This window comes from Synechococcus sp. BIOS-U3-1, from assembly GCF_014279975.1.
In the GTDB taxonomy this organism is placed as follows: Bacteria; Cyanobacteriota; Cyanobacteriia; order PCC-6307; family Cyanobiaceae; genus Synechococcus_C.
Genome location: NZ_CP047936.1, coordinates 1,870,964 through 1,889,083, shown reverse-complemented (window position 1 = coordinate 1,889,083; position 18,120 = coordinate 1,870,964). Strand labels below are relative to the sequence as shown.

The window sequence follows — 18,120 nt, the reverse complement described above, 5'->3', positions numbered from 1 at the left end:
TCCTTTGACGGGTTCGTGGCTGCGGATGCTCAGGTTCCTCGAAGAGCGGCTTTCTCGGCTTTGCTCAGCTCTTTTTCAACACGAGTGCGCAGTGCTTCAGGCACTGGTCGATTGGTGTAGGTGTTGTAGTGACCTTGAAGAGAATTCAGGGCTGTCTGCATCGTGGTGAAGGAGCTGAGGCCATTGATCCGGGGCCTTGGTCGATACCTCGCCATGTAGTCGTTAATAAGATCATGTGCTGCCTTTTCCGACTCCTGTAACCCTTCAGCGTCAGAGGGGAGCGCAAGCGTGGTCTGCAGCGACTGAACAACGGCCACTGTGTCTTCGACGTAATCGCCAGTCATGGTTGAAATGCTGTCGCCGCAGGCGGAGAGCATCAGGGTGAGACCAAGGCACAAGGCCAGGGTGAATCCCCTGAGTTGGCGGCTGAGGCGTTGCAGCTCTATTCGCATGGCAGGAAAATTTTGGGGAACTTTAAGGCGAAGCAGCGCTAGACCATGGTGTGAGCTTGGACGGCCTTGAGCACTTGGGTCAAGGCGTCTTGATCAGACATGGTGCTGTTTGAGCGGGTGGATCGTTCCACCACCTCAACACGTCCGGCCTCGGCTTCGCGACCCACAACGATCCGCCAGGGAATTCCAATCAAATCGGCATCCTTGAATTTGACTCCGGCACGTTCGCTGCGGTCATCCAGGAGTGCATCAACTCCTGCCGATTGCAAGGATCCGTACAGGGTCTCCCCCAGGGCGAGCTGCGTCGGGTCTTGCACGTTCGCCACAACAACGATGACCGGGAAGGGTGCAATGCTCACCGGCCAGCAGATTCCCGCGTCATCGTGATGTTGTTCCACTGCCGCCTGGGCGAGGCGAGAGATGCCTATGCCGTAGCAGCCCATTAACAATGACTCTTGCTTGCCGTCCTGATCGGTGAAACGGGCTTCGAGAGCGTCGGAGTATTTGCTGCCGAGCTGGAAAATGTGGCCCACCTCGATACCCCGCCGCTCCTCAAGGATCTGTTCCTGGTTGTGGAAAGATCGATCCCCGGCCTTGGCATTGCGTAGATCAACTTTGTTCTGCGCGGGCATGGAGCTCCATGTCGCCCCCCAGCGATGCTTGTCAGTGCTGTTGGCGCCGCAGACAAAGCGCTCAAGATCAAGCGCGGTTGGGTCCGCCAGTCGTTCAAATTGGTTTTCCCAGCTTTCGGCATTGTTCAGAGAGCTGTCTGCAAGATCCGGGCCGATGGAGCCAAAAGGCAGGGACCCGAGACCCTGCTGTCGGAGCTGCTCTGGTTTGATCGGTGCAATTTCAAGTGCGGAAGCCCCCAGCCGCCTGGTCACGGCATTGGTCAGCTTGACCTCATTCAGCTCTTGGTCCCCTCGCAGGCTGACCAGCAGAGGTTGCTCTCTGCCGTCATCTAGACGGGCCAGCAGCACCAGCACCTTGACGGTCTGAGATGGGGAGAGGTTGTTGGCAGAGCAGAGATCCTCAATCGTTGCCTGAGCCGGCGTGTCAAGGTTTCGTTCCTCACCTGGAGGCAGTGGCAGTGCTGGACTCGGATGTGAGATGGCTTTCTCTTGATTGGCGGCATAGCTTCCATCTGGAGTGGAGAGAATCAGGTCTTCGCCTGCATTCGCTATCACCATGAATTCCTGGGAAGCGGCTCCTCCAATTGCGCCGCTGTCGGCGTCCACTCCAACCGCGTTGAGACCGCAGCGCTTGAAGATGCGGGCATAGGCCCCTGCCATCAGTGCATAGGTCTGCTCCAGATCCGCTTCGTCGGCATGGAAGGAGTAGGCGTCCTTCATGATGAATTCCCGACTGCGCATCAGCCCGAAACGGGGCCTGATCTCGTCGCGGAATTTGGTCTGAATTTGATAGAGCGTGACAGGCAACTGCTTGTAGGAGCGAAACAGCTCCCTAGCCAGTTCTGTGACCACTTCCTCATGGGTGGGTCCAAGGCCCACGCGCCGGCCCTGGCGATCTTCGAGGTGGAACATGATGCCCTCGCCGGCGGTGTAGCCCTGCCAGCGACCGCTGCGTTCCCATGGTTCAGCGGGTTGGAGCTGTGGAAGCAGCGTCTCAAGGGCTCCGAGGCTGTCAAGTTCGTCTCGAACAATCCTGCTGATCTTGCGCAAAACGCGCCACATCAAGGGGAGGTAGGCGTAGAGACCCGGCCCAACTCGTCTGATGTAACCACCACGAACAAGCAATTGATGAGACGGGATTTCAGCGTCCGAGGGCACGTTCCTCAACGTCACCAGCGACAGGCGGGAGACGCGCATGACAGGAATTTATAGAGAGGGCCAGGAAGCTATCACCGCCAAGAAAACGGTCGATCAGGGAACTGTCACTTTTGCTGTGATCGATGCTGGCGTCCTGAGTCTCAGCTGCTATGTTCTGCGGAATCCAACCTGTCCCAGCGCTGTCTCATGTTTCCTCGGTCGTTAGAAGTATCAATGCCGAGCGTGAGTGAATCCACGGATTTTCGGGGAGATGCTGCTGCTGTTCTGTCTCAGTCCGATGCGTTGGTTGGTATTGATGATGTTCAGAAGTCATTGAATCGGTCGCGTGCATCTGTGTATCGCTACACCAACACCGATCCGCGTAACCTCAACCCCGTTTTTAACCCTCGCAAGCTCAACCCCGAATACAGAAGTGATCAGAAAGATCCTCTTTTGTTTCATCCCAACGAGGTGGCTCGATTCGCCAAGGATGTTCTAAGGATCAAGGAGGTCACTGTTGAAGTCCTCAATTCACCATCCACCGCCACGCAACAAGTGCTTGGTGCGATTCTCGATGAATTGCGCATGATTAGATCTCGCCTTGATGGGCTTCCTGAAGCTCCCTCCGATCTCGCCTCGCGACGTGATCGACAGGATCGTCCTGCTGCATAAGGTTTGCATTGGTGTCAGAATGTCGATGAGTTCTGATTCTTGATTCACAACTCAATCTCCCTTGAAGTCGTCCATTGACGTTCTTCACGGCTTCTAGGCCTTGTACAAGAAGTCTGGGATGTCCCCGATCACCACTGAATGGACTCTGAGCCTCCCCCTAAACACTCTGCGTATGCAGCGCAGTTCGTTGCTGTCCCTGCTCTTGCTGTTCTCGGGTTTACTCTCGCCGTTACAGGATTAGGGATTCCACTGGCAGCTGTGCTGACCGATCGTCCCACTTACTCTTCAGTCACCGTCAAAGAGATGTATGGATCTCAGGGCTCTTACCCCGTCTCCGTCTCCAGGACTGGTCAATCTGATCGTTGAGATTCCAGCAGGAAGCAGCAATAAATACGAATATTTTGCAGAAGCTGGAGTGATGGCTCTTGATCGGGTTCTTTACTCATCGGTCCGATATCCATTCGATTACGGCTTCATTCCCAACACGCTTGCCGAGGACGGATCTCCCCTTGATGCCATGGTGATCATGGCGGAACCGACCTTCGCTGGATGTCTAATTCAAGCAAGACCCATTGGTGTCCTTGATATGCACGACATGGGTCATTACGACGGAAAAATCCTTTGCGTGCCTGTGGCAGATCCCCGTCAGCAGGGAATTCAGAGCATTCATCAGATCGCGCCCAGTCAGCTTGAGGATGTTGCCGAATTTTTCCGCACCTACAAAAACATGGAAGGTCGTGTGACCGAGATAGGCGGCTGGCGTGACGTCGATGCAGTTCAGCCATTGCTTGATACATGCGTCCAAGCCGCTTCTTCCTGATCCGTCATCAGCTCAACGAACACCATTCTGGGCATGGGTTCAAGGGCGAAATCCTCGATTGAAGCCAAGTTGCTTGTAAATTAAGCCACATTGTTTTGTAAATCACCGTGCCCACCATCCGTTTTGAGCAGGAAGGCCAACAAGTTGGCTGCATTGAGGGTGCCAACCTGCGCAAAGCGGTTCTCTCAGCGGGCGTCAACCCATACAAAGGTCTGAACAACCTCAATAACTGTGGTGGTGTTGGTCAGTGCGGTACTTGTGTGGTCGAAGTCCTTGAAGGGGCTCAGAACCTATCTCCACTCAGTGATGTCGAGGAGGTCTATCTGTCGGATCGCCCTGCCAACTACCGTCTCAGCTGTCGAACCACCGTCAATGGTGATGTGACGATTCGCCCGCGTCCCGAAGATGGAGCGGGTCAGGGCTCCAATAGCCTCATTGGCGCCGTCAAGAGTCTTCTGAGCCGATAATCGTGGCCGGTTTCACAGTTTTCGGTTATTCCCGCTGTAGTACCTGTCGAAAAGCTCTTTTATGGCTTGAAAATGAAGGGTTTGATTTTGAGGTGATTGATATCACTCTCAATCCCCCTTCAGCTGATCAATTGCATCAGGCTTACCGCCAGTTTGGTGAGGTCAAGCCGATCTTCAATACCAGTGGACAAAGCTACAGAGCCATTGGTGCTGAAACGGTTAAAAAAATGAGTGACGAGCAAGCGCTTCAAGCGCTGGCTGCCGACGGAAAGCTGATCAAAAGGCCCTTCGTTCAATGCCCGGATGGTCGGTTTTTGATTGGCTTTAAGCCCGAGGTTTGGTCTGAGCAGCTTCTGAGCTGAAATTCAATCCGTCGAGTTCAGTGATCAGTTCATCGACATTTTTCTGGAACCGCAACTGATTCATGCTGCTTCGTTTGATATCTTCGAGAAAAGCGGCCACGAGTTCCTGGCTGCGTTCGAGAACTGGGCCCTGTTCCAGTGTTTTTGCTAGTTCTTCCCAGAATCGATCAACAGTCTGAATGCCCAGGTCCTGAAGCACAGGATCTTTCTGTGCAAAACGATCCCCTGCATTGCGAGAGAGATTCAATAAAGAGTCAACAAGGCCTGTCGATAACTGAAGGCTGAGCTGGTTTTCGGCTTTGCTAATTCCAGGTAACGCTCGCAGAGGCGGCGGAATTGCTTTGTCCTCAAGGTTGCGTTGCAAAGCGTGACTCACGAGGGCAACGAGCTGTGGACGCATTCCCGGTCCGACTTGTGTCAATACCAATGGAAGCCAGAGGCGCAGCAGTTCAGCGAGTTCCCTTTCCCCATCCGATTCGATGCTCTGATGGCTGCAAAGACGCCTGATTTTGTCGGGCCAATGGGGTGAACGCACTGCATCCTGCGCCGCATCGAGGATTCGCAAAGTGATCACTTCGAATAATTCGAGGGCGAGCAAAGCGACCACTCCGCGGCTCACTGCAGCTCTGAGCGGTTCCAGCTGGATCATGCGTGCGCTGGATAGGCGCTCTGTCACGGGCACGATTCGCAGCAGCCTCCAGAACGGAATCAGCAGTGGTAAATCAATCCATCGACGCAGCAGTGCGTCTCTCCAGGCGATGGCGGGATAGCGCTGCTTCAGCCGAATGGCGCGCAGCATGATGTCCAGGAGAAAGAGAATCTGGAAGGGAAGATCAATTCTCCAAGACAGATCAATCGGCTGCCCATTTTCATCCGTGCCGCGCCAGTAATTCGTGGACGCGAGGGGAAGAATATTTTTGCGCCAAAATCTTTGTTCCGCTGCCCATCTTTCATCCGTCAGATAGCGGTCTCCAAGTAGATGGGCGGCGGATTGTTTGGCTGAATCCATTCCTGCCCTCGCTCTCAGGCGACTTTTGATTTTCTCAAGTGTTCCTAATTTGTTGGAGCTGACAAAAGGGTTCTCATCGATCAGCTGACTGTTGCGCACCACCATTTCCAGACGCAGCTGTTTGGCCGCAGGGCTATTGATACCGGTGGCCGCGGCGGTCTTTTCCAAACGCTCAAAATGTTCGATGTACGCCTCGGTGTCCCGATGAGGCTCTATTCCCTTCACGGGGTCATAGAAGGGTGTGATGTCGGGCAGCCAGGGCAGCGGAACAGCAAGGCTGATGGAGGGCAGGGGAAATAGGGTGCGCTGCAGCCAGAAGTTGCGTAGGGGCACATAGGTCACGTCGAAGACGACCCAGGCCAAGTTCAGGGCTGCGATCCCTGCGACCATTCGGTCCCAGCCAAGCCAGAAGCGACGGCTTGCGGAGGGTTTCACACCTTGCCACCGAGGTCTGACCATGGGTGTGAGCGATCTCCGCTGAGGCTAGGAGGCCATCGCTATCAGGCCTATCTTGGATGACCCACGGTCAGCAAGGTTTCCGTTGCCAGACGCCCAGCACGACGCTTCGCCTCCACAAGCTGATTCTCCATCGGATTCCTCTTCGGCTTCCTTCAAGTCGCAGGGCCAAAAAGGACATCCGTTTTGGGATTTCTGGGGACCCGTGATCTTCACCCTGGCTCTTTATTTTGGGATCCGCCATTACGTGGCTGAAGCACGTTTCATCCCTTCAGGCTCGATGCTTCCCGGTTTGCAGATACAGGACCGTCTGCTGGTTGAAAAACTCTCTTACGCCACTCGCGGCCCCAAGCGAGGAGAGATTGTGGTGTTCAAATCACCGCATGCCTTTGATCCAGCATTAAAAACTGCTGGCCCACCACCAACGTTCCGTTGTGTTTTGGCCAACTTTCCTCTCCTGGGATTGATTCCCGGTCTTAGTCACCCTGCTTGTGATGCCTATATCAAGCGGGTTGTCGCTGTGGGTGGAGACCAGGTCTCCGTGAACCCTCGTGGAGAAGTCCGGGTGAATGGAGATCCCCTGGATGAGCCCTATGTCACCAAATACTGCCCTGTTGATGAGCAGGGGATGAGTCTCTGCCGAACGCTCAACGTCACCGTGCCTGAAAGGCATGTGCTCGCTCTTGGCGACAACCGAAGCAACAGCTGGGATGGTCGCTATTGGCCAGGTGGTCCCTTTTTACCTGAGGACCAAATCATTGGCCGAGCGCTTTGGAGGTTCTGGCCTCTCAATCGACTGGGCTCGCTGGGCGTCTGAGGCCGTATTGCACAACGCGTCCACGCAAAGGACCGTCGAGGCAGGGTTGATTGGCGGCCCTCGAAGCCCACGGATCCGATCGCGAGGGCGTCCAGATCACATCAGGATCAAAGAGAAGCCAGCGATTGCTTCCCGGAATCAGACGTTCTTCAGTGACCCCCAGAAGTCGGGCGGGCCCGAAGCTGAGCACATCCCAGAGGCGTTCCGCTGTCCAGCCCTTAGACACCACAAGCGCTTGCCAGAGAGAGGGAAGCACGTGTTGATGGCCGGCAATTCCACGTTGGCGTTGATCAGGAGGCAGTAGGCACTCTTCATCATCAAGCGGTGATGCATGGACAGCGATCGCCTGGATCAGCCCTTCGCTTAGGCCCTCAATCAGTGCATCACGATCTCTTGTGTTGCCTAGGGACGGTGAGACAAACCATGAGGCTGCCGTGGCTGCACTGGAACTGCTACTGGTCAGTACATGCCACCAGCTCACGGTCGCTGCGGGACGCAACTTCAACTGTTGCAGCAGACCAACGCTTGCTGCGGTGGATAGACCCATCAGCATCAGCTTGCGCTGCGGGTGCTCTTGCTGCAGCTGGGCGAGCTGACTGAGCGGAAGCGTTTCGCTGCTCAGAGGATCAGTGGGCCAGCCTGCTCTCAGGGCTTCGGGGCCTTCCCGCAACAGCCCCTCCCCGCGCAGAACGGCATCAAGCGGTGGGATCAGCACAGGTGATGCCCCTGATTCGCCCAAGGTGAGGGCGCGGTCGAGCAAGGAAACCGGTGGCATGTTGTCTCCATCTGAGAGGCCCACGGCACCTGCCTCGATCAGGTCAGCATGGGGAGTCAGTTGTTCGCCCTTCCCTCCCTGACTGAAGCCGCCCCAAAGATGGAGCGCCAGATCAGAGCCTGAGAGCTGAAATCCCCGAAGTCGATCAGGCAGTTCGCGACGGTTTGCTGATGCCTCAGGCAGCAGAGCAAGCTGCCCATAACCTCCTGCAGCGGCAGAGCGCACAAGGCTTTCCAGTGTTTCGCCTTGGCCCTGGAAAGGCTCCGGCAGTGAGGAATGGACATCGACCAGGCATGGAGCAAGAAGCTGATGCCCGGCAGCTCTTGAAGGGATGCCCGTTGATCGAGCCACTTCGCGGGCCTGTTCTCCGAGTGCCTCGAGGCGTCCTTCCCGCAGCAGGGCCGCACCCTGTTCCTGCAGCGGGTGGTCGGGCCCAACCAGCACCCTTACGGGGTCGAGAAGGATCATCTCGGTCATCGATCTCAGTGTCAGAGCGCTCCGGCCGCCGTGCGATCGAGCACACCGCCGAGGTGGGAGGTGAGGTTGAGGCAGGCAACCACCGCAGGCTGCCCTGGTTCCGATGGCATGTCGACCACCGTGACACCTCCGTTGCCCTGTTTCACGGCCCAGATATCAGCAGGGCTGAGGCCAAGTAGATGGCAAAGGATCGTTTTATTGACAGCGTCATGGGCGACGACCAAGGCAGTTTCCTTGGAATCGAGGCTGGACGCAATCGCGTTCCAACTGTCAACGGAGCGATTCCAGACATCCTGGATTGTTTCCCCTTCAGGCATTTGCACCGTTTCAGGTGAACGTTTCCACTGTTCCAGCAGATCTCCCCAATCGGCGCTGATTTCTGATTCAAGCTTGCCCTCCCAGAGGCCATGACCGATTTCCATCAGCCCGTCCGTGAGCGTGATGGAGATGCCTGGGTGAGATTTCAGGATGCCCTCAGCCGTCTCGCGTGGGCGTGACATTGAACTGCTGTAGGCCTTTTGCAAGGACACGTCTTGCAGAAAGCCCCTCGCAGCCTCCGCCTGGGCATGCCCATTGCTGTTGAGCGGGATATCGATCTGTCCCTGGAACCGACCCTCGCGATTCCAGTTTGTCTCGCCGTGTCGCACCAGAATGAGCCTTGATCCTTCGCCTTTGGCAGGCAGCGGGGGGTCAAGGTGTGCCGTGCTGTTCAGGCACTCGATCTGCAACTGATGACCGTTGTCGCGTGGGCTGAGATTGAAGATCGACAGTGAGGCATTGTCGAGGCGGAGCCGGCGGAAGCCCCGTTCCGGTTCGCCCAGCAGGCTCACGATCAGGCAACGCAGGATGGCGTTGTGCCCGACCAGCAGCACGGTGTCATCGCTGTTGACGGGATGCCGCTTAATCAGCTCGTCTAGAAAGCGGCGGGCCTGCTTCATCAACTCCTCATAAGGGCGGTAACGGCTTCCGTCTTTCCTGATCAGCTCTAAAGCTTCAGGCTTCTGTTTCCAGGTGGCGAATTCCTCTGGGAAGCGATCCGATCGTTCGGCCGCAGTCAGTCCACTCCATGGCTCGAGATCAATCTCCAGGAGCCCATCCTCAAAGCTTGGTTCAAGTCCGTCGTCACGGTTCTCGAGGATTCCTGCAGCGGTGGACGCAGCCCGTTTCAGCGGAGAGCTATAAACCGCCTTCATAGGAACATCGGCAAGCGCTTGTCCCAGCCGGCGCGCCTGCTCGTGTCCTGAAGCCGTGAGTGTGGAGAGATCATCACGCCCCTGGATCCTCCGCTCCACATTGAAGCTGCTGAGACCGTGGCGAACAAGGAGAAGACGCAGGGGCACCGCTACATGCTGATAGAGCGCCGCCATCGTATGAGCGTGACCAGGGTGAACTCTTCATCGGCCGTGGCACGCGCTACCGACGAGAATCCAAAGCATTCGCCTGCTTCTTGTGACCAGCCCACCCTCCGGACGATCAACGGCGGCCCCGTCCTGGAAGGTGCTTCTTGCCATTCTGTCGTTGGTACTGGCCACCACGATTTGGGCGCTTGGACTGGTCGACAGTTTCGATAAACCCTCTGTCGCGCCTGCATTGTCGCTCGAGCAACAGGAGCTGACATTGCTGGCAGAGCCTCAAGTTCCTGCGCCTCTGCGACCCTTGCTGCTCGGAGCAGATGCCTCCGATTCCCTGCTGGAAAGCCTGCGTCAAATTCCGCTGGAGCGCTTGGATGACCGCCAAAAGATTTTGTTCACTGCTCTGGAGACGGATCCAGAGCATCGGCGCAGTCTCCAACAGTTAAATCTCGAATCCAGTGATCTGCTTCAGCTTCAGAGAGCTCTCGCGGAAGGCGACAGCCACAAGGTCTCGGCGGATGAGCGTTCCAGGCTGCTCCAGCTGACTGCCGACCCGTTAACCCGTCGTCTCGCCTGTGAGGCACTAGGTGGTGAAAAGGAGAGCTGTCTTGATCAGGCTGTAGCGACAAGAGCCGCTCGCCGGCTGGTGATCAGTGAGCTTCTTCCCCTTGCGGCGCTTCTGCTTGGTGGACTTTTGCTGTTGCGCCATCTATGGCAACTGATGCGTCGCCGACTACCGGCCTGGCCAACTCTGCTCGCCCCTCCTCTGGGGGTTTTGGACATGGTGCTGCTTGTGGCGGGCGGTTTTGTGGTGCTTGGTGAGGTGTTGATGCCCCTTTTAATCATCCCGATCTCCTCGGCATTCACCCGTGGTCTTTCTGCGCCTCTGACTCAGGGCGTCAATGTATTTCTGGGTTATGTCGCTCTTGCAGGACCTCCTCTGCTGATCTTGCGTCAGCAGCTGAAGCAGCTGGACCGTGCACAGATGCCTCCGCAAGGATGGCTGCAGTGGCGGCTCCAGCCTTTTGGCATTGCCTTGCTTCAGGGGGGGCGAGGTTGGCTGATGGTGTTGCCTCCCGTGGTTCTCACGGGCTGGTTGATCACTCGTCTGATCGGGGATCAGGGAGGCAGCAACCCCTTGCTTGAGATCGTCCTTAAGAGTCAGGACCCCATCGCCCTATTGCTGCTCTCTCTCACGGCTGTGGTTCTGGCGCCTCTCTTTGAAGAAACCATCTTCCGCGGGGTGCTGCTGCCTGTACTTGGCCAGTCCCTGGGTCGATCAGGAGGCGTGCTGGCGAGTGCTCTGATCTTTGCTGTGGCTCATCTCAGCGTCGGCGAACTGGCTCCACTACTCGTGCTCGGCCTCGGCCTCGGCCTGCTGCGTCTCAGCACCGGCCGTCTGCTTCCTTGCGTGGTGATGCATTCACTCTGGAACGGCGTGACCTTCCTGAATCTCGTGTTGCTGGGTAGCTGATCCAATCTTCAGTCCTGGTCAAGGTTTCAGGCTTGCGATGTCCTCCCTCAGGTGGTTCACTGGCGCATTGATCAACCTTGTCCGTGGTCGCGGTTCCGCAGTCACAACCGTCTTCCGCGCAACGTCCGGCCTCTAGTAGTCCGTTCGAGGTCATTCAGGGGTCGCTCTCTGCACGTCGTGTCGCTCGCAAGTCTCCTCTGCTTGCGGGTCTGCATCGCACTGCAGACGGCAGCCTGATCGGAGTATTCGCAGCAGTTCTTGTGCTCAGTGGGCTCACGCTGCACTGGCAGCACCAGTGGACAATGGCCTTCCGTCAGCTTGAAATGACCCGGGATTTAGCCCATCGTCTGACCGAATCCACGGCCATGCTTGAACGTCATTTGCTGGAGCGTTCACAAACCCCTAAGCAGATGGTTCCCACCACTGTGGCCAATCTGGTGTATCTCGAACGTCCCTCATCGGCGTCTACAAAGTCAGGGATTGACCACCTGGCCATGCTTGGCTCGCTCATGGAGCGCACCATTCATCACGGCTACTGATTGATGGGCCGTTCCGCCAAGCCCAACCAGCCAGGAGCCAGTCGCCAGCGCAGGAGGGTTGTGCCTCTGGAGCCAGTCCCTGCAGGACGAATGCGATCTGTTTTCGTGCTTTTGTGTCTGGGTCTTGTTGGTCTGATGGGACGAATGGCCTGGTTGCAGGTGTTTCAGGCCAGCGAGCTTGAAGGCCGTGCGCGATCAGTGCAAACCCAGCGCACGAAGCCGCTAGGGACTCGTCGTCCGATTGTGGATCGCACCGGACGCCTTGTCGCTCTTGACGAAGAGCGCTATCGGCTCTGGCTACATCCGCGTTACTTCAATCTTCCAGGCGATGCTCCAACTCTCATTCGCCCTTCTGCCGATGTGGCCGCACGTCTAGCTCCTTTGCTGACACTCACCGAGGGCGAGATCCTCAAGAGAATTGGCGATCGTCCCTCCGGCATCAAGTTGATGGAAGGGCTGGATCCCGAGACTGCATCGAGGATTCGTTCCGCTGGCATCTCTGGAGTTGACCTGGAGTCCTATCCCTACCGCGTTTATCCCCAGGGTGATCTTTTCGCCAATGTGGTCGGCTTTCTCAATCAGGATCGAGAACCTCAAGCAGGGCTTGAACAAAGCCGACACGATGAACTGCAACGTCATGAACAGGCCAGAAGTCTTCGGAGAGGAGCCGATGGCACTCCGCTTCCCGACAATCTCGATGCCGGAGTCTTCTTTGGAGATGACCTGAGACTTCAGCTCACGCTCGATGCTCGTCTCCAAGCCGTTGCTGCCAAGGCTCTGTCTGCTCAGATCAAAACCTGGAAGGCGAAGAAAGGTGTAGCGATTGTCATGGACGTCACCAATGGTGAGTTGTTGGCGCTGGCTTCTCTGCCGACTTACGACCCAAACAGCTATTGGAGTTTTCCGGCAGGTCGTTTCCGCGAATGGTCGGTTCAGGATCTTTATGAACCTGGGTCCACGTTCAAGCCCATCAACCTGGCGCTGGCTCTTCAGGAAAATGCAATTCAGACCACAGGACGTGTTCAGGACAGCGGTTCTGTCACGATCGGTGGATGGCCAATCAATAATCATGACCGGCGTGCCAATGGTCTGATCGACTTCCCCACGGTGCTGCAGGTGTCCAGCAACGTCGGCATGGTCCAGGCCATGCGCAATCTGCCCTCCTCGACCTACTGGGACTGGTTGAGCCGCCTCGGTCTGGATGCACGGCCCGATACCGACCTTCCCGGAGCGGTTGCTGGTCAGCTCAAGACCAAGGAGCAGTTCACGACCCAGCCGATCGAGCCAGCCACGGCGTCTTTCGGGCAGGGATTCTCTCTGACACCGTTGAAACTGGTGCAGCTGCACGCCTTGCTCGCTAATGGCGGTCGTCTTGTTAGCCCTCACATCACCCGAGGATTGAGAGCCGGCGATGCGCTGGCTCCGCCTGGATCACGCCAAGGCAAGCCACTGCTGAAACCTGAGGTCACCCGAACCGTGATGTCCTGGATGGAATCAGTCGTTGAGAAAGGAAGCGGCAAGGGCGTCAGAACACCGGGATACCGCATCGGTGGCAAGACCGGCACGGCTCAGAAAGCCCTCAATGGTGTTTACGTTCCCGGCGCTCTGATCTGCAGTTTTGTGGCGACCCTCCCCGTCGATGATCCGCGCTACGTCGTGCTGGTAGTGGTGGATGAGCCTCAGGGAGACAATGCCTATGGATCCACGGTGGCTCTTCCAGTCGCCAAATCAATCATCGACGGTCTGTTAGTGATCGAAAAGATCCCTCCCAGCACGGCACTCACTTCGGCTTCGGAGCAACCCGGGTGAAGCGCTGAAAGTGCCCGTCTCCCGCTGAACTTTTCAGTGGGATGCCAGCTCCCAAAACGCAGCTACGTTACAAGTAATAAGCCTTTAGGGATATGGCAACTCTTCTTGAGCAGCTCTCTGCGATGACCGTCGTTGTGGCAGACACGGGTGATCTCGAAGCGATTCGCAAGTTCACGCCACGGGATGCCACCACCAATCCCTCCTTGATCCTTGCAGCTGCTCAGATCCCTGCCTATCAAAGCCTGATCGACGAGGCCTTGCGATCCTCTCGTCGTCTGATCGGCGACAGTGCGCCCGTCGAGACAGTGGTGCGGGAGGCGCTTGATGAGATCAGCGTGATTTTTGGCAAGGAGATTCTCAAGATCGTTCCCCGGCGCGTGTCCACCGAGGTTGATGCTCGGCTCAGTTACGACACCGACGCCACCATTGAAAAGGGCCGCAAGCTCATTCGCCTTTACAACGACGCCGGCATCAGTAACGATCGTGTCCTGATCAAGATTGCTTCCACCTGGGAGGGCATCAAAGCCGCTGAAATTCTTGAGCGGGAAGGGATTCACTGCAACCTCACTCTCCTGTTCGGCTTCGCTCAGGCGGCTGCCTGTGCTGAAGCCGGCGTCACTCTCGTTTCGCCTTTTGTTGGCCGCATCCTCGACTGGTACAAAGCCGACACAGGGAGGGACTCTTATCCCGGTCCAGAGGATCCCGGTGTCTTGTCTGTCACCAGAATCTTCAACTACTTCAAGACTCATGGCTATAAGACCGAGGTGATGGGGGCCAGTTTCCGCAACATCGATGAAATTACCGAGCTTGCTGGTTGCGATCTGCTCACCATTTCACCCAAGTTGCTCGATCAGTTGCGTTCCAGTGAGGCCACGCTCAACCAAAAACTCGATGCGGCCAATCCGTCCAGTAGCGAAGCACAGATCCATGTGGAGAAAGAGCAGTTCGACAGCCTGATGGCCTCTGATCGCATGGCCACGGACAAACTTGGTGAAGGTATCAAGGGCTTCAGCAAGGCGATTGAAACGCTGGAAAGCATGCTGGCCCATCGACTGGCGGAGCTCGAAGGTGGTCAGGCCTTCGGTCATGCCGTGCAGGAGATCTTCATGCTCAATGACATGAATGGTGACGGCTGCATTACTCGTGATGAGTGGCTTGGAAGTGATGCTGTGTTCGACGCTCTGGATGCAGATCATGACGGCAGGCTCACTCAGGAGGAAGTGCGCAGTGGCTTCGGATCTGCTCTGTCACTGACCAGAGCTTGATCGTCCTGTTGTCTCTGACTGTTGGTCCGTGAATGCCCTCGATACCATGCGTGCCCTTGCTCAGAAGAGTGAGGTGCACGGCGTCAAGACCGGTGATGTCATCTTCAAGGCTGACGACCCAGGTGCATCGATGTTCGGTGTGCTCGAGGGCACGATTCGACTGACCTGGACCAACGAAAACGGACAGCAGGGATATGAACTGATCGAGGCAGGCAACGTCTTTGGTGCCGGCGCGTTGGTGATGGAAGGCCATCGCCGGCTTGGCACGGCACAGGCCGAAACCGATTGCCGATTGATCGAGATGAACCGCGAGAAATTCCTGTTTGCCGTTCAGGAGTCACCCATGTTTGCCATTGAACTGCTGGCTTCCGTTGACGCCCGTCTGCGTGATCTGAAGATTGCAACCCAGGTCTGATCTCAATCTGATTAGGTTCTTCAGAGTCTTTTGAGCTGTTCCGTCGTCGATGGGGTTGCAGCTGGTTTGGTTCAAGCGCGACTTGCGGCTGGAGGATCACAGGCCGCTGATCCAAGCATTGGCTCTTGGAGATGTGTTGCCTCTTTACATCGTTGAGCCTGATTTCTGGCTCCAGCGCGATGCCTCAGGTCGTCAATGGGAGTTCTGTAGGGAAGCTCTGCTCGATCTCCAAAAGTCGATGGCTGCTATTGGACAGCCGTTGGTTATTCGCTGCGGGGACGCGGTGGAGGTGCTGGAACGTGCCAGGCGCCAGCTTGGTGTAGAGGGCCTATGGAGTCATGAAGAGACCGGCAACGACTGGACCTACGCCAGAGATAGGCGGGTCGCTGCGTGGGCCAAGGAGCGCAGCGTTCCCTGGCAGCAGATTCCGCAGTTTGGAGTGATCCGCCCGTTACGCACTCGTGGTGGATGGGCCCGGCGCTGGGAAGAGCGCATGGCGGAACCGATTACGGCTGCTCCTAGTCATCTCGAGCCTTTGCAGGGTGTCTCGCCTGGTGAACTGCCGACGGCCGCTGAACTTGGACTCGAGCCTGATCCTTGCCCCCATCGCCAGCATGGTGGCCGTCATGCCGGTCTGAACGAACTCCAGCATTTTCTCGACCAACGAGTGGAGCACTATTGCCGCTCTATTTCCAGCCCGAACAAAGCCTTCGTGGGGTGTTCCAGGCTCTCCACTTATCTCACTTGGGGTTGTCTATCCATGCGAGAGGTTCTTCAGCGCAGTCGTGGGATTCAGGGACGCGGGGCGCGCAGTTTTGGGTCGAGGCTTCACTGGCACTGTCATTTCATTCAGAAGCTCGAGGATCAGCCATCGATCGAGTGGCAGGACTTTCACCCTTTCATGCGTGATCTCCGTACTCCTGATGTCGAGCGTTTGGCGGCCTGGGCCCACGGCTGTACCGGCGTGCCTTTCGTGGATGCCTGTATGCGGGCCTTAAGAGCCAATGGGTGGATCAACTTCCGGATGCGGGCAATGTTGATGTCATTTGCGAGCTACAACCTCTGGTTGCCCTGGAGGGATAGCGGTCTGCACCTTGCACGTCTGTTTGTGGATTACGAACCAGGAATTCACTGGAGTCAGTGCCAGATGCAGTCGGGCAGCACCTCTATCAACACAATCAGGATCTACAACCCGATCAAGCAGGGTCGTGACCATGATCAGGATGGGGTGTTCATCCGCCGTTGGTGTCCGGAACTGGCGGATGTTCCCGTGGTGCATCTTCATGAACCCTGGGCGTTCAACGGCGTGATGCCGATCGTGGATTGTGCCGATTCGGCGAGACAAGCTAAAGACAGGATCTTTGCGATCAGACGTTCAGCCGGATTTGATCATCATGCCGATGTCATTCAGCGGCGACATGGCTCTAGGCGTGCCGGTCTGCCGGCATCCTCTCGACGACGATCACGTCGCGGCATGAGTGATCCATCCGTGCAGCAGCTGGCATTCGATCTTTAGTTGCGCTGCAGCAGCAGTCGGCGAATGACACGCTGCGCGATATCGCCATATCCCATCTCGCCTGAGAGGATCTGGGCGATCCGTCTAGGAGCCGTCGGTCGTTTAACTCCCAGCTGATAGCCCACACCGGGGAAGCGGTAGAACACTTGTGCGATCCGACGACCCCAGGCCATGGAGTCGCCCCAGCGCTGTCTCATCGCCTTGGAGTAACCCTGAAGGGATTGCTCTTCACCATTCAGCCAGCGGTCAAGGTGCTTTGCAGCTTCGCAGCCGCTCATCAGAGCCGGTCGCAATCCCTCTGCAAGGAACGGATCGCAGAGAGATGCGGCATCGCCGACCGCCACGATCCCGTTGGCATGGAGTGCGCTGTGACCGTTCCAGACCCTCAGGTTGGCTTGCTGCCGAAGACCTGCATCGGCAGAAAAGCCAAGGTCAGGTAGTAGTGCACTCAGGATCGTCTCCGAATCGGTGACATCACGACCGATGAAGGTGCCCACTCCAACATTGATCCCGTCTGCCAGCGGGAAAGCCCAGGCGAACCCATGGTGCACCAGTCCGAATTCGAAGCGTGCTGTTCCAGGGGGGAGCGTTCCGTGTCCCTCCAGGCGAACCGACAGCGTGCTTGCCATATGTAGTGAGCTGGGGCCGATGCCGACTTGTTGCGGCCAGGGAGACCCAGAGCCATCAGCGATCACAACGGCTCTGGCCTGAACAGGAGATCCTTGTTCCGCTTTGAGTGTCCAGCACTCGCCGGTGCGTTCGAGTGTTGTCACACGACATGGCCTTTGAATGGAGGCACCGGCACTTACTGCCTGCGCAAGCAGTAAAGAATCCAGATGCTCACGCCGAACAATCCAAAACGGTGCTTCCCCGGGTAGTTCGGCAACAACGGGATCTTCCAGGCACCAGCTGAAGTCAACCTGGCGGATCACATCATCAACCGCTGGACTGAGATCGAAAGGGAACCAGTTCTGCACAGAGGAGGCCATGCCTCCACCGCAGGGTTTGATCTGAACCCCGGACTCCGCTTCCAGAATGGTGACTGAATGCCCCGCGTTAGCAAGGTGAAATGCAGCTGAAGTGCCGGCAGCTCCGGCACCGATTACGGCAACGTCGGTTTCAATCACACCTTGAGGATGGCGGCCTCCTTATCGGCGAGGTGTTTCTCCAGCAGAGCGATGAACTTTTCGAGGGTTTTCTGGATGCTCTCCTGTTCGTCACGGCTCTGATCTTCGGAGAACTCACCCTCCTTTTCCTGTTTCTTGGTCTTGTCGATGGCGTCGCGGCGAATGTTGCGCAGGGCTACCTTGCCTTCCTCCGCATATTTAGAGGCGAGCTTGCAGAATTCTTTGCGACGCTCCTCAGTCAGTGGCGGCACGTTGATGCGGATGATCTTGCCGTCGTTGTTGGGGGTGAATCCCAGTTCACTCATGGCGATTGCCTTTTCGATCCCCGCCAGGGAGCTGATGTCGAAGGGCTGGATCTGGATGGTCTGTGAGTCAGGTGTTGTCAGCGTCGCCAACGACTTCAGTGGTGTGTCGGCGCCGTAGTACTCCACTGAGATGCGATCGAGCAAAGACGAGTTGGCGCGCCCTGTTCGGATGGTGTTGAACATGCGCTGGGTGGATTCCACCGACTTCTGCATGCTCGCTTCGAGGTCTTGCTTCGACATAA

The 18,120-nt window shown here is 56.9% G+C and carries 18 protein-coding genes; 11 read left to right on the top strand and 7 right to left on the bottom strand.

Going from position 1 to position 18,120, the window contains the following annotated elements; translation table 11 throughout:
- Nucleotides 1-29 precede the first annotated feature (29 nt).
- Nucleotides 30-452, bottom strand: a complete 423-nt coding sequence (psb27, locus tag SynBIOSU31_RS10285) for a photosystem II protein Psb27 (RefSeq protein WP_186489742.1) — start codon at nt 450-452, stop codon at nt 30-32.
- A 38-nt stretch (nt 453-490) separates the two neighbouring features.
- Entirely contained in the window at nt 491-2,281 is a 1,791-nt protein-coding gene (locus SynBIOSU31_RS10280) for a proline--tRNA ligase (protein WP_186489740.1), read from the bottom strand.
- Between the two features lie 174 nt (nt 2,282-2,455).
- Between SynBIOSU31_RS10280 and SynBIOSU31_RS10275 the strand changes: the two genes are divergently transcribed.
- From SynBIOSU31_RS10275 to SynBIOSU31_RS10260, 4 genes are all read left to right on the top strand, one after another.
- A complete protein-coding gene (locus SynBIOSU31_RS10275) occupies nt 2,456-2,893 on the top strand; it encodes a resolvase (protein WP_370593623.1) in 438 nt (145 codons plus the stop codon).
- A 307-nt stretch (nt 2,894-3,200) separates the two neighbouring features.
- Entirely contained in the window at nt 3,201-3,713 is a 513-nt protein-coding gene (locus SynBIOSU31_RS10270) for an inorganic diphosphatase (RefSeq protein ID WP_186489736.1), read from the top strand.
- A 107-nt stretch (nt 3,714-3,820) separates the two neighbouring features.
- Nucleotides 3,821-4,180 carry a 2Fe-2S iron-sulfur cluster-binding protein gene (locus SynBIOSU31_RS10265; RefSeq protein WP_186489734.1) on the top strand — a complete coding sequence of 120 codons (360 nt, stop codon included), beginning with the start codon at nt 3,821-3,823 and terminating at the stop codon, nt 4,178-4,180.
- A gap of 2 nt (nt 4,181-4,182) precedes the next feature.
- Nucleotides 4,183-4,542, top strand: coding sequence for a Spx/MgsR family RNA polymerase-binding regulatory protein (locus SynBIOSU31_RS10260; protein WP_186489732.1), 360 nt, complete (start codon nt 4,183-4,185; stop codon nt 4,540-4,542).
- On the opposite strand, the gene SynBIOSU31_RS10255 is transcribed toward SynBIOSU31_RS10260, so the two are convergent.
- Nucleotides 4,505-6,010, bottom strand: a complete 1,506-nt coding sequence (locus SynBIOSU31_RS10255; RefSeq protein WP_186489724.1) for a hypothetical protein — start codon at nt 6,008-6,010, stop codon at nt 4,505-4,507. The genes SynBIOSU31_RS10260 and SynBIOSU31_RS10255 overlap by 38 nt on opposite strands.
- A gap of 82 nt (nt 6,011-6,092) precedes the next feature.
- Between SynBIOSU31_RS10255 and lepB the strand changes: the two genes are divergently transcribed.
- Nucleotides 6,093-6,824: a signal peptidase I gene (gene lepB / locus SynBIOSU31_RS10250; RefSeq protein ID WP_186489722.1), complete on the top strand. Its 732-nt coding sequence runs from the start codon at nt 6,093-6,095 to the stop codon at nt 6,822-6,824.
- On the opposite strand, the gene SynBIOSU31_RS10245 is transcribed toward lepB, so the two are convergent.
- A complete protein-coding gene (locus SynBIOSU31_RS10245) occupies nt 6,796-8,076 on the bottom strand; it encodes a dihydroorotase (RefSeq protein WP_186489720.1) in 1,281 nt (426 codons plus the stop codon). The genes lepB and SynBIOSU31_RS10245 overlap by 29 nt on opposite strands.
- An 11-nt stretch (nt 8,077-8,087) precedes the next feature.
- Entirely contained in the window at nt 8,088-9,416 is a 1,329-nt protein-coding gene (locus SynBIOSU31_RS10240; protein WP_186492979.1) for a histidine phosphatase family protein, read from the bottom strand.
- A gap of 109 nt (nt 9,417-9,525) precedes the next feature.
- Here SynBIOSU31_RS10240 and SynBIOSU31_RS10235 point away from each other — a divergent pair, with 109 nt between their 5' ends.
- From SynBIOSU31_RS10235 to SynBIOSU31_RS10210, 6 genes are all read left to right on the top strand, one after another.
- The gene (locus SynBIOSU31_RS10235) at nt 9,526-10,902 is read left to right on the top strand and encodes a CPBP family intramembrane glutamic endopeptidase (protein ID WP_186489718.1); all 1,377 of its coding nucleotides are present in this window, start codon (nt 9,526-9,528) and stop codon (nt 10,900-10,902) included.
- Between the two features lie 83 nt (nt 10,903-10,985).
- A complete protein-coding gene (locus SynBIOSU31_RS10230; protein ID WP_186489717.1) occupies nt 10,986-11,441 on the top strand; it encodes a hypothetical protein in 456 nt (151 codons plus the stop codon).
- 3 nt (nt 11,442-11,444) lie between these two features.
- Nucleotides 11,445-13,250, top strand: a complete 1,806-nt coding sequence (locus SynBIOSU31_RS10225) for a peptidoglycan D,D-transpeptidase FtsI family protein (protein ID WP_186489716.1) — start codon at nt 11,445-11,447, stop codon at nt 13,248-13,250.
- A 92-nt stretch (nt 13,251-13,342) separates the two neighbouring features.
- Nucleotides 13,343-14,515 (top strand): transaldolase, encoded by a 1,173-nt coding sequence (locus SynBIOSU31_RS10220; protein ID WP_186489715.1) that lies wholly within the window; start codon nt 13,343-13,345, stop codon nt 14,513-14,515.
- Nucleotides 14,516-14,543: 28 nt separating this feature from the next.
- Nucleotides 14,544-14,930 carry a Crp/Fnr family transcriptional regulator gene (locus tag SynBIOSU31_RS10215; protein WP_186489714.1) on the top strand — a complete coding sequence of 129 codons (387 nt, stop codon included), beginning with the start codon at nt 14,544-14,546 and terminating at the stop codon, nt 14,928-14,930.
- Between the two features lie 49 nt (nt 14,931-14,979).
- Nucleotides 14,980-16,446, top strand: a complete 1,467-nt coding sequence (locus SynBIOSU31_RS10210; RefSeq protein WP_186489713.1) for an FAD-binding domain-containing protein — start codon at nt 14,980-14,982, stop codon at nt 16,444-16,446.
- On the opposite strand, the gene SynBIOSU31_RS10205 is transcribed toward SynBIOSU31_RS10210, so the two are convergent.
- Both SynBIOSU31_RS10205 and frr read right to left on the bottom strand, forming a co-directional pair.
- On the bottom strand, nt 16,443-17,573 hold the full coding sequence (locus SynBIOSU31_RS10205) for an NAD(P)/FAD-dependent oxidoreductase (protein ID WP_186489712.1): 1,131 nt from the start codon (nt 17,571-17,573) through the stop codon (nt 16,443-16,445). The two genes, SynBIOSU31_RS10210 and SynBIOSU31_RS10205, sit on opposite strands and share 4 nt — an antisense overlap.
- Nucleotides 17,570-18,118: a ribosome recycling factor gene (frr, locus tag SynBIOSU31_RS10200; RefSeq protein WP_186489711.1), complete on the bottom strand. Its 549-nt coding sequence runs from the start codon at nt 18,116-18,118 to the stop codon at nt 17,570-17,572. The genes SynBIOSU31_RS10205 and frr overlap by 4 nt, the downstream gene beginning before the upstream one ends.
- Between the last annotated feature and the right edge of the window lie 2 nt (nt 18,119-18,120).

Coding starts and splice junctions, on each gene's coding strand:
- SynBIOSU31_RS10280 (WP_186489740.1), bottom strand. CDS start 2,281: ATGCGCGTCTCCCGCCTGTCGCTGGTGACGTTGAGGAACGTGCCCTCG.
- SynBIOSU31_RS10220 (WP_186489715.1), top strand. CDS start 13,343: ATGGCAACTCTTCTTGAGCAGCTCTCTGCGATGACCGTCGTTGTGGCA.
- SynBIOSU31_RS10225 (WP_186489716.1), top strand. CDS start 11,445: ATGGGCCGTTCCGCCAAGCCCAACCAGCCAGGAGCCAGTCGCCAGCGC.
- SynBIOSU31_RS10245 (WP_186489720.1), bottom strand. CDS start 8,076: ATGACCGAGATGATCCTTCTCGACCCCGTAAGGGTGCTGGTTGGGCCC.
- SynBIOSU31_RS10275 (WP_370593623.1), top strand. CDS start 2,456: ATGCCGAGCGTGAGTGAATCCACGGATTTTCGGGGAGATGCTGCTGCT.
- SynBIOSU31_RS10210 (WP_186489713.1), top strand. CDS start 14,980: ATGGGGTTGCAGCTGGTTTGGTTCAAGCGCGACTTGCGGCTGGAGGAT.
- psb27 (WP_186489742.1), bottom strand. CDS start 452: ATGCGAATAGAGCTGCAACGCCTCAGCCGCCAACTCAGGGGATTCACC.
- SynBIOSU31_RS10255 (WP_186489724.1), bottom strand. CDS start 6,010: ATGGTCAGACCTCGGTGGCAAGGTGTGAAACCCTCCGCAAGCCGTCGC.
- frr (WP_186489711.1), bottom strand. CDS start 18,118: ATGTCGAAGCAAGACCTCGAAGCGAGCATGCAGAAGTCGGTGGAATCC.
- SynBIOSU31_RS10270 (WP_186489736.1), top strand. CDS start 3,201: ATGGATCTCAGGGCTCTTACCCCGTCTCCGTCTCCAGGACTGGTCAAT.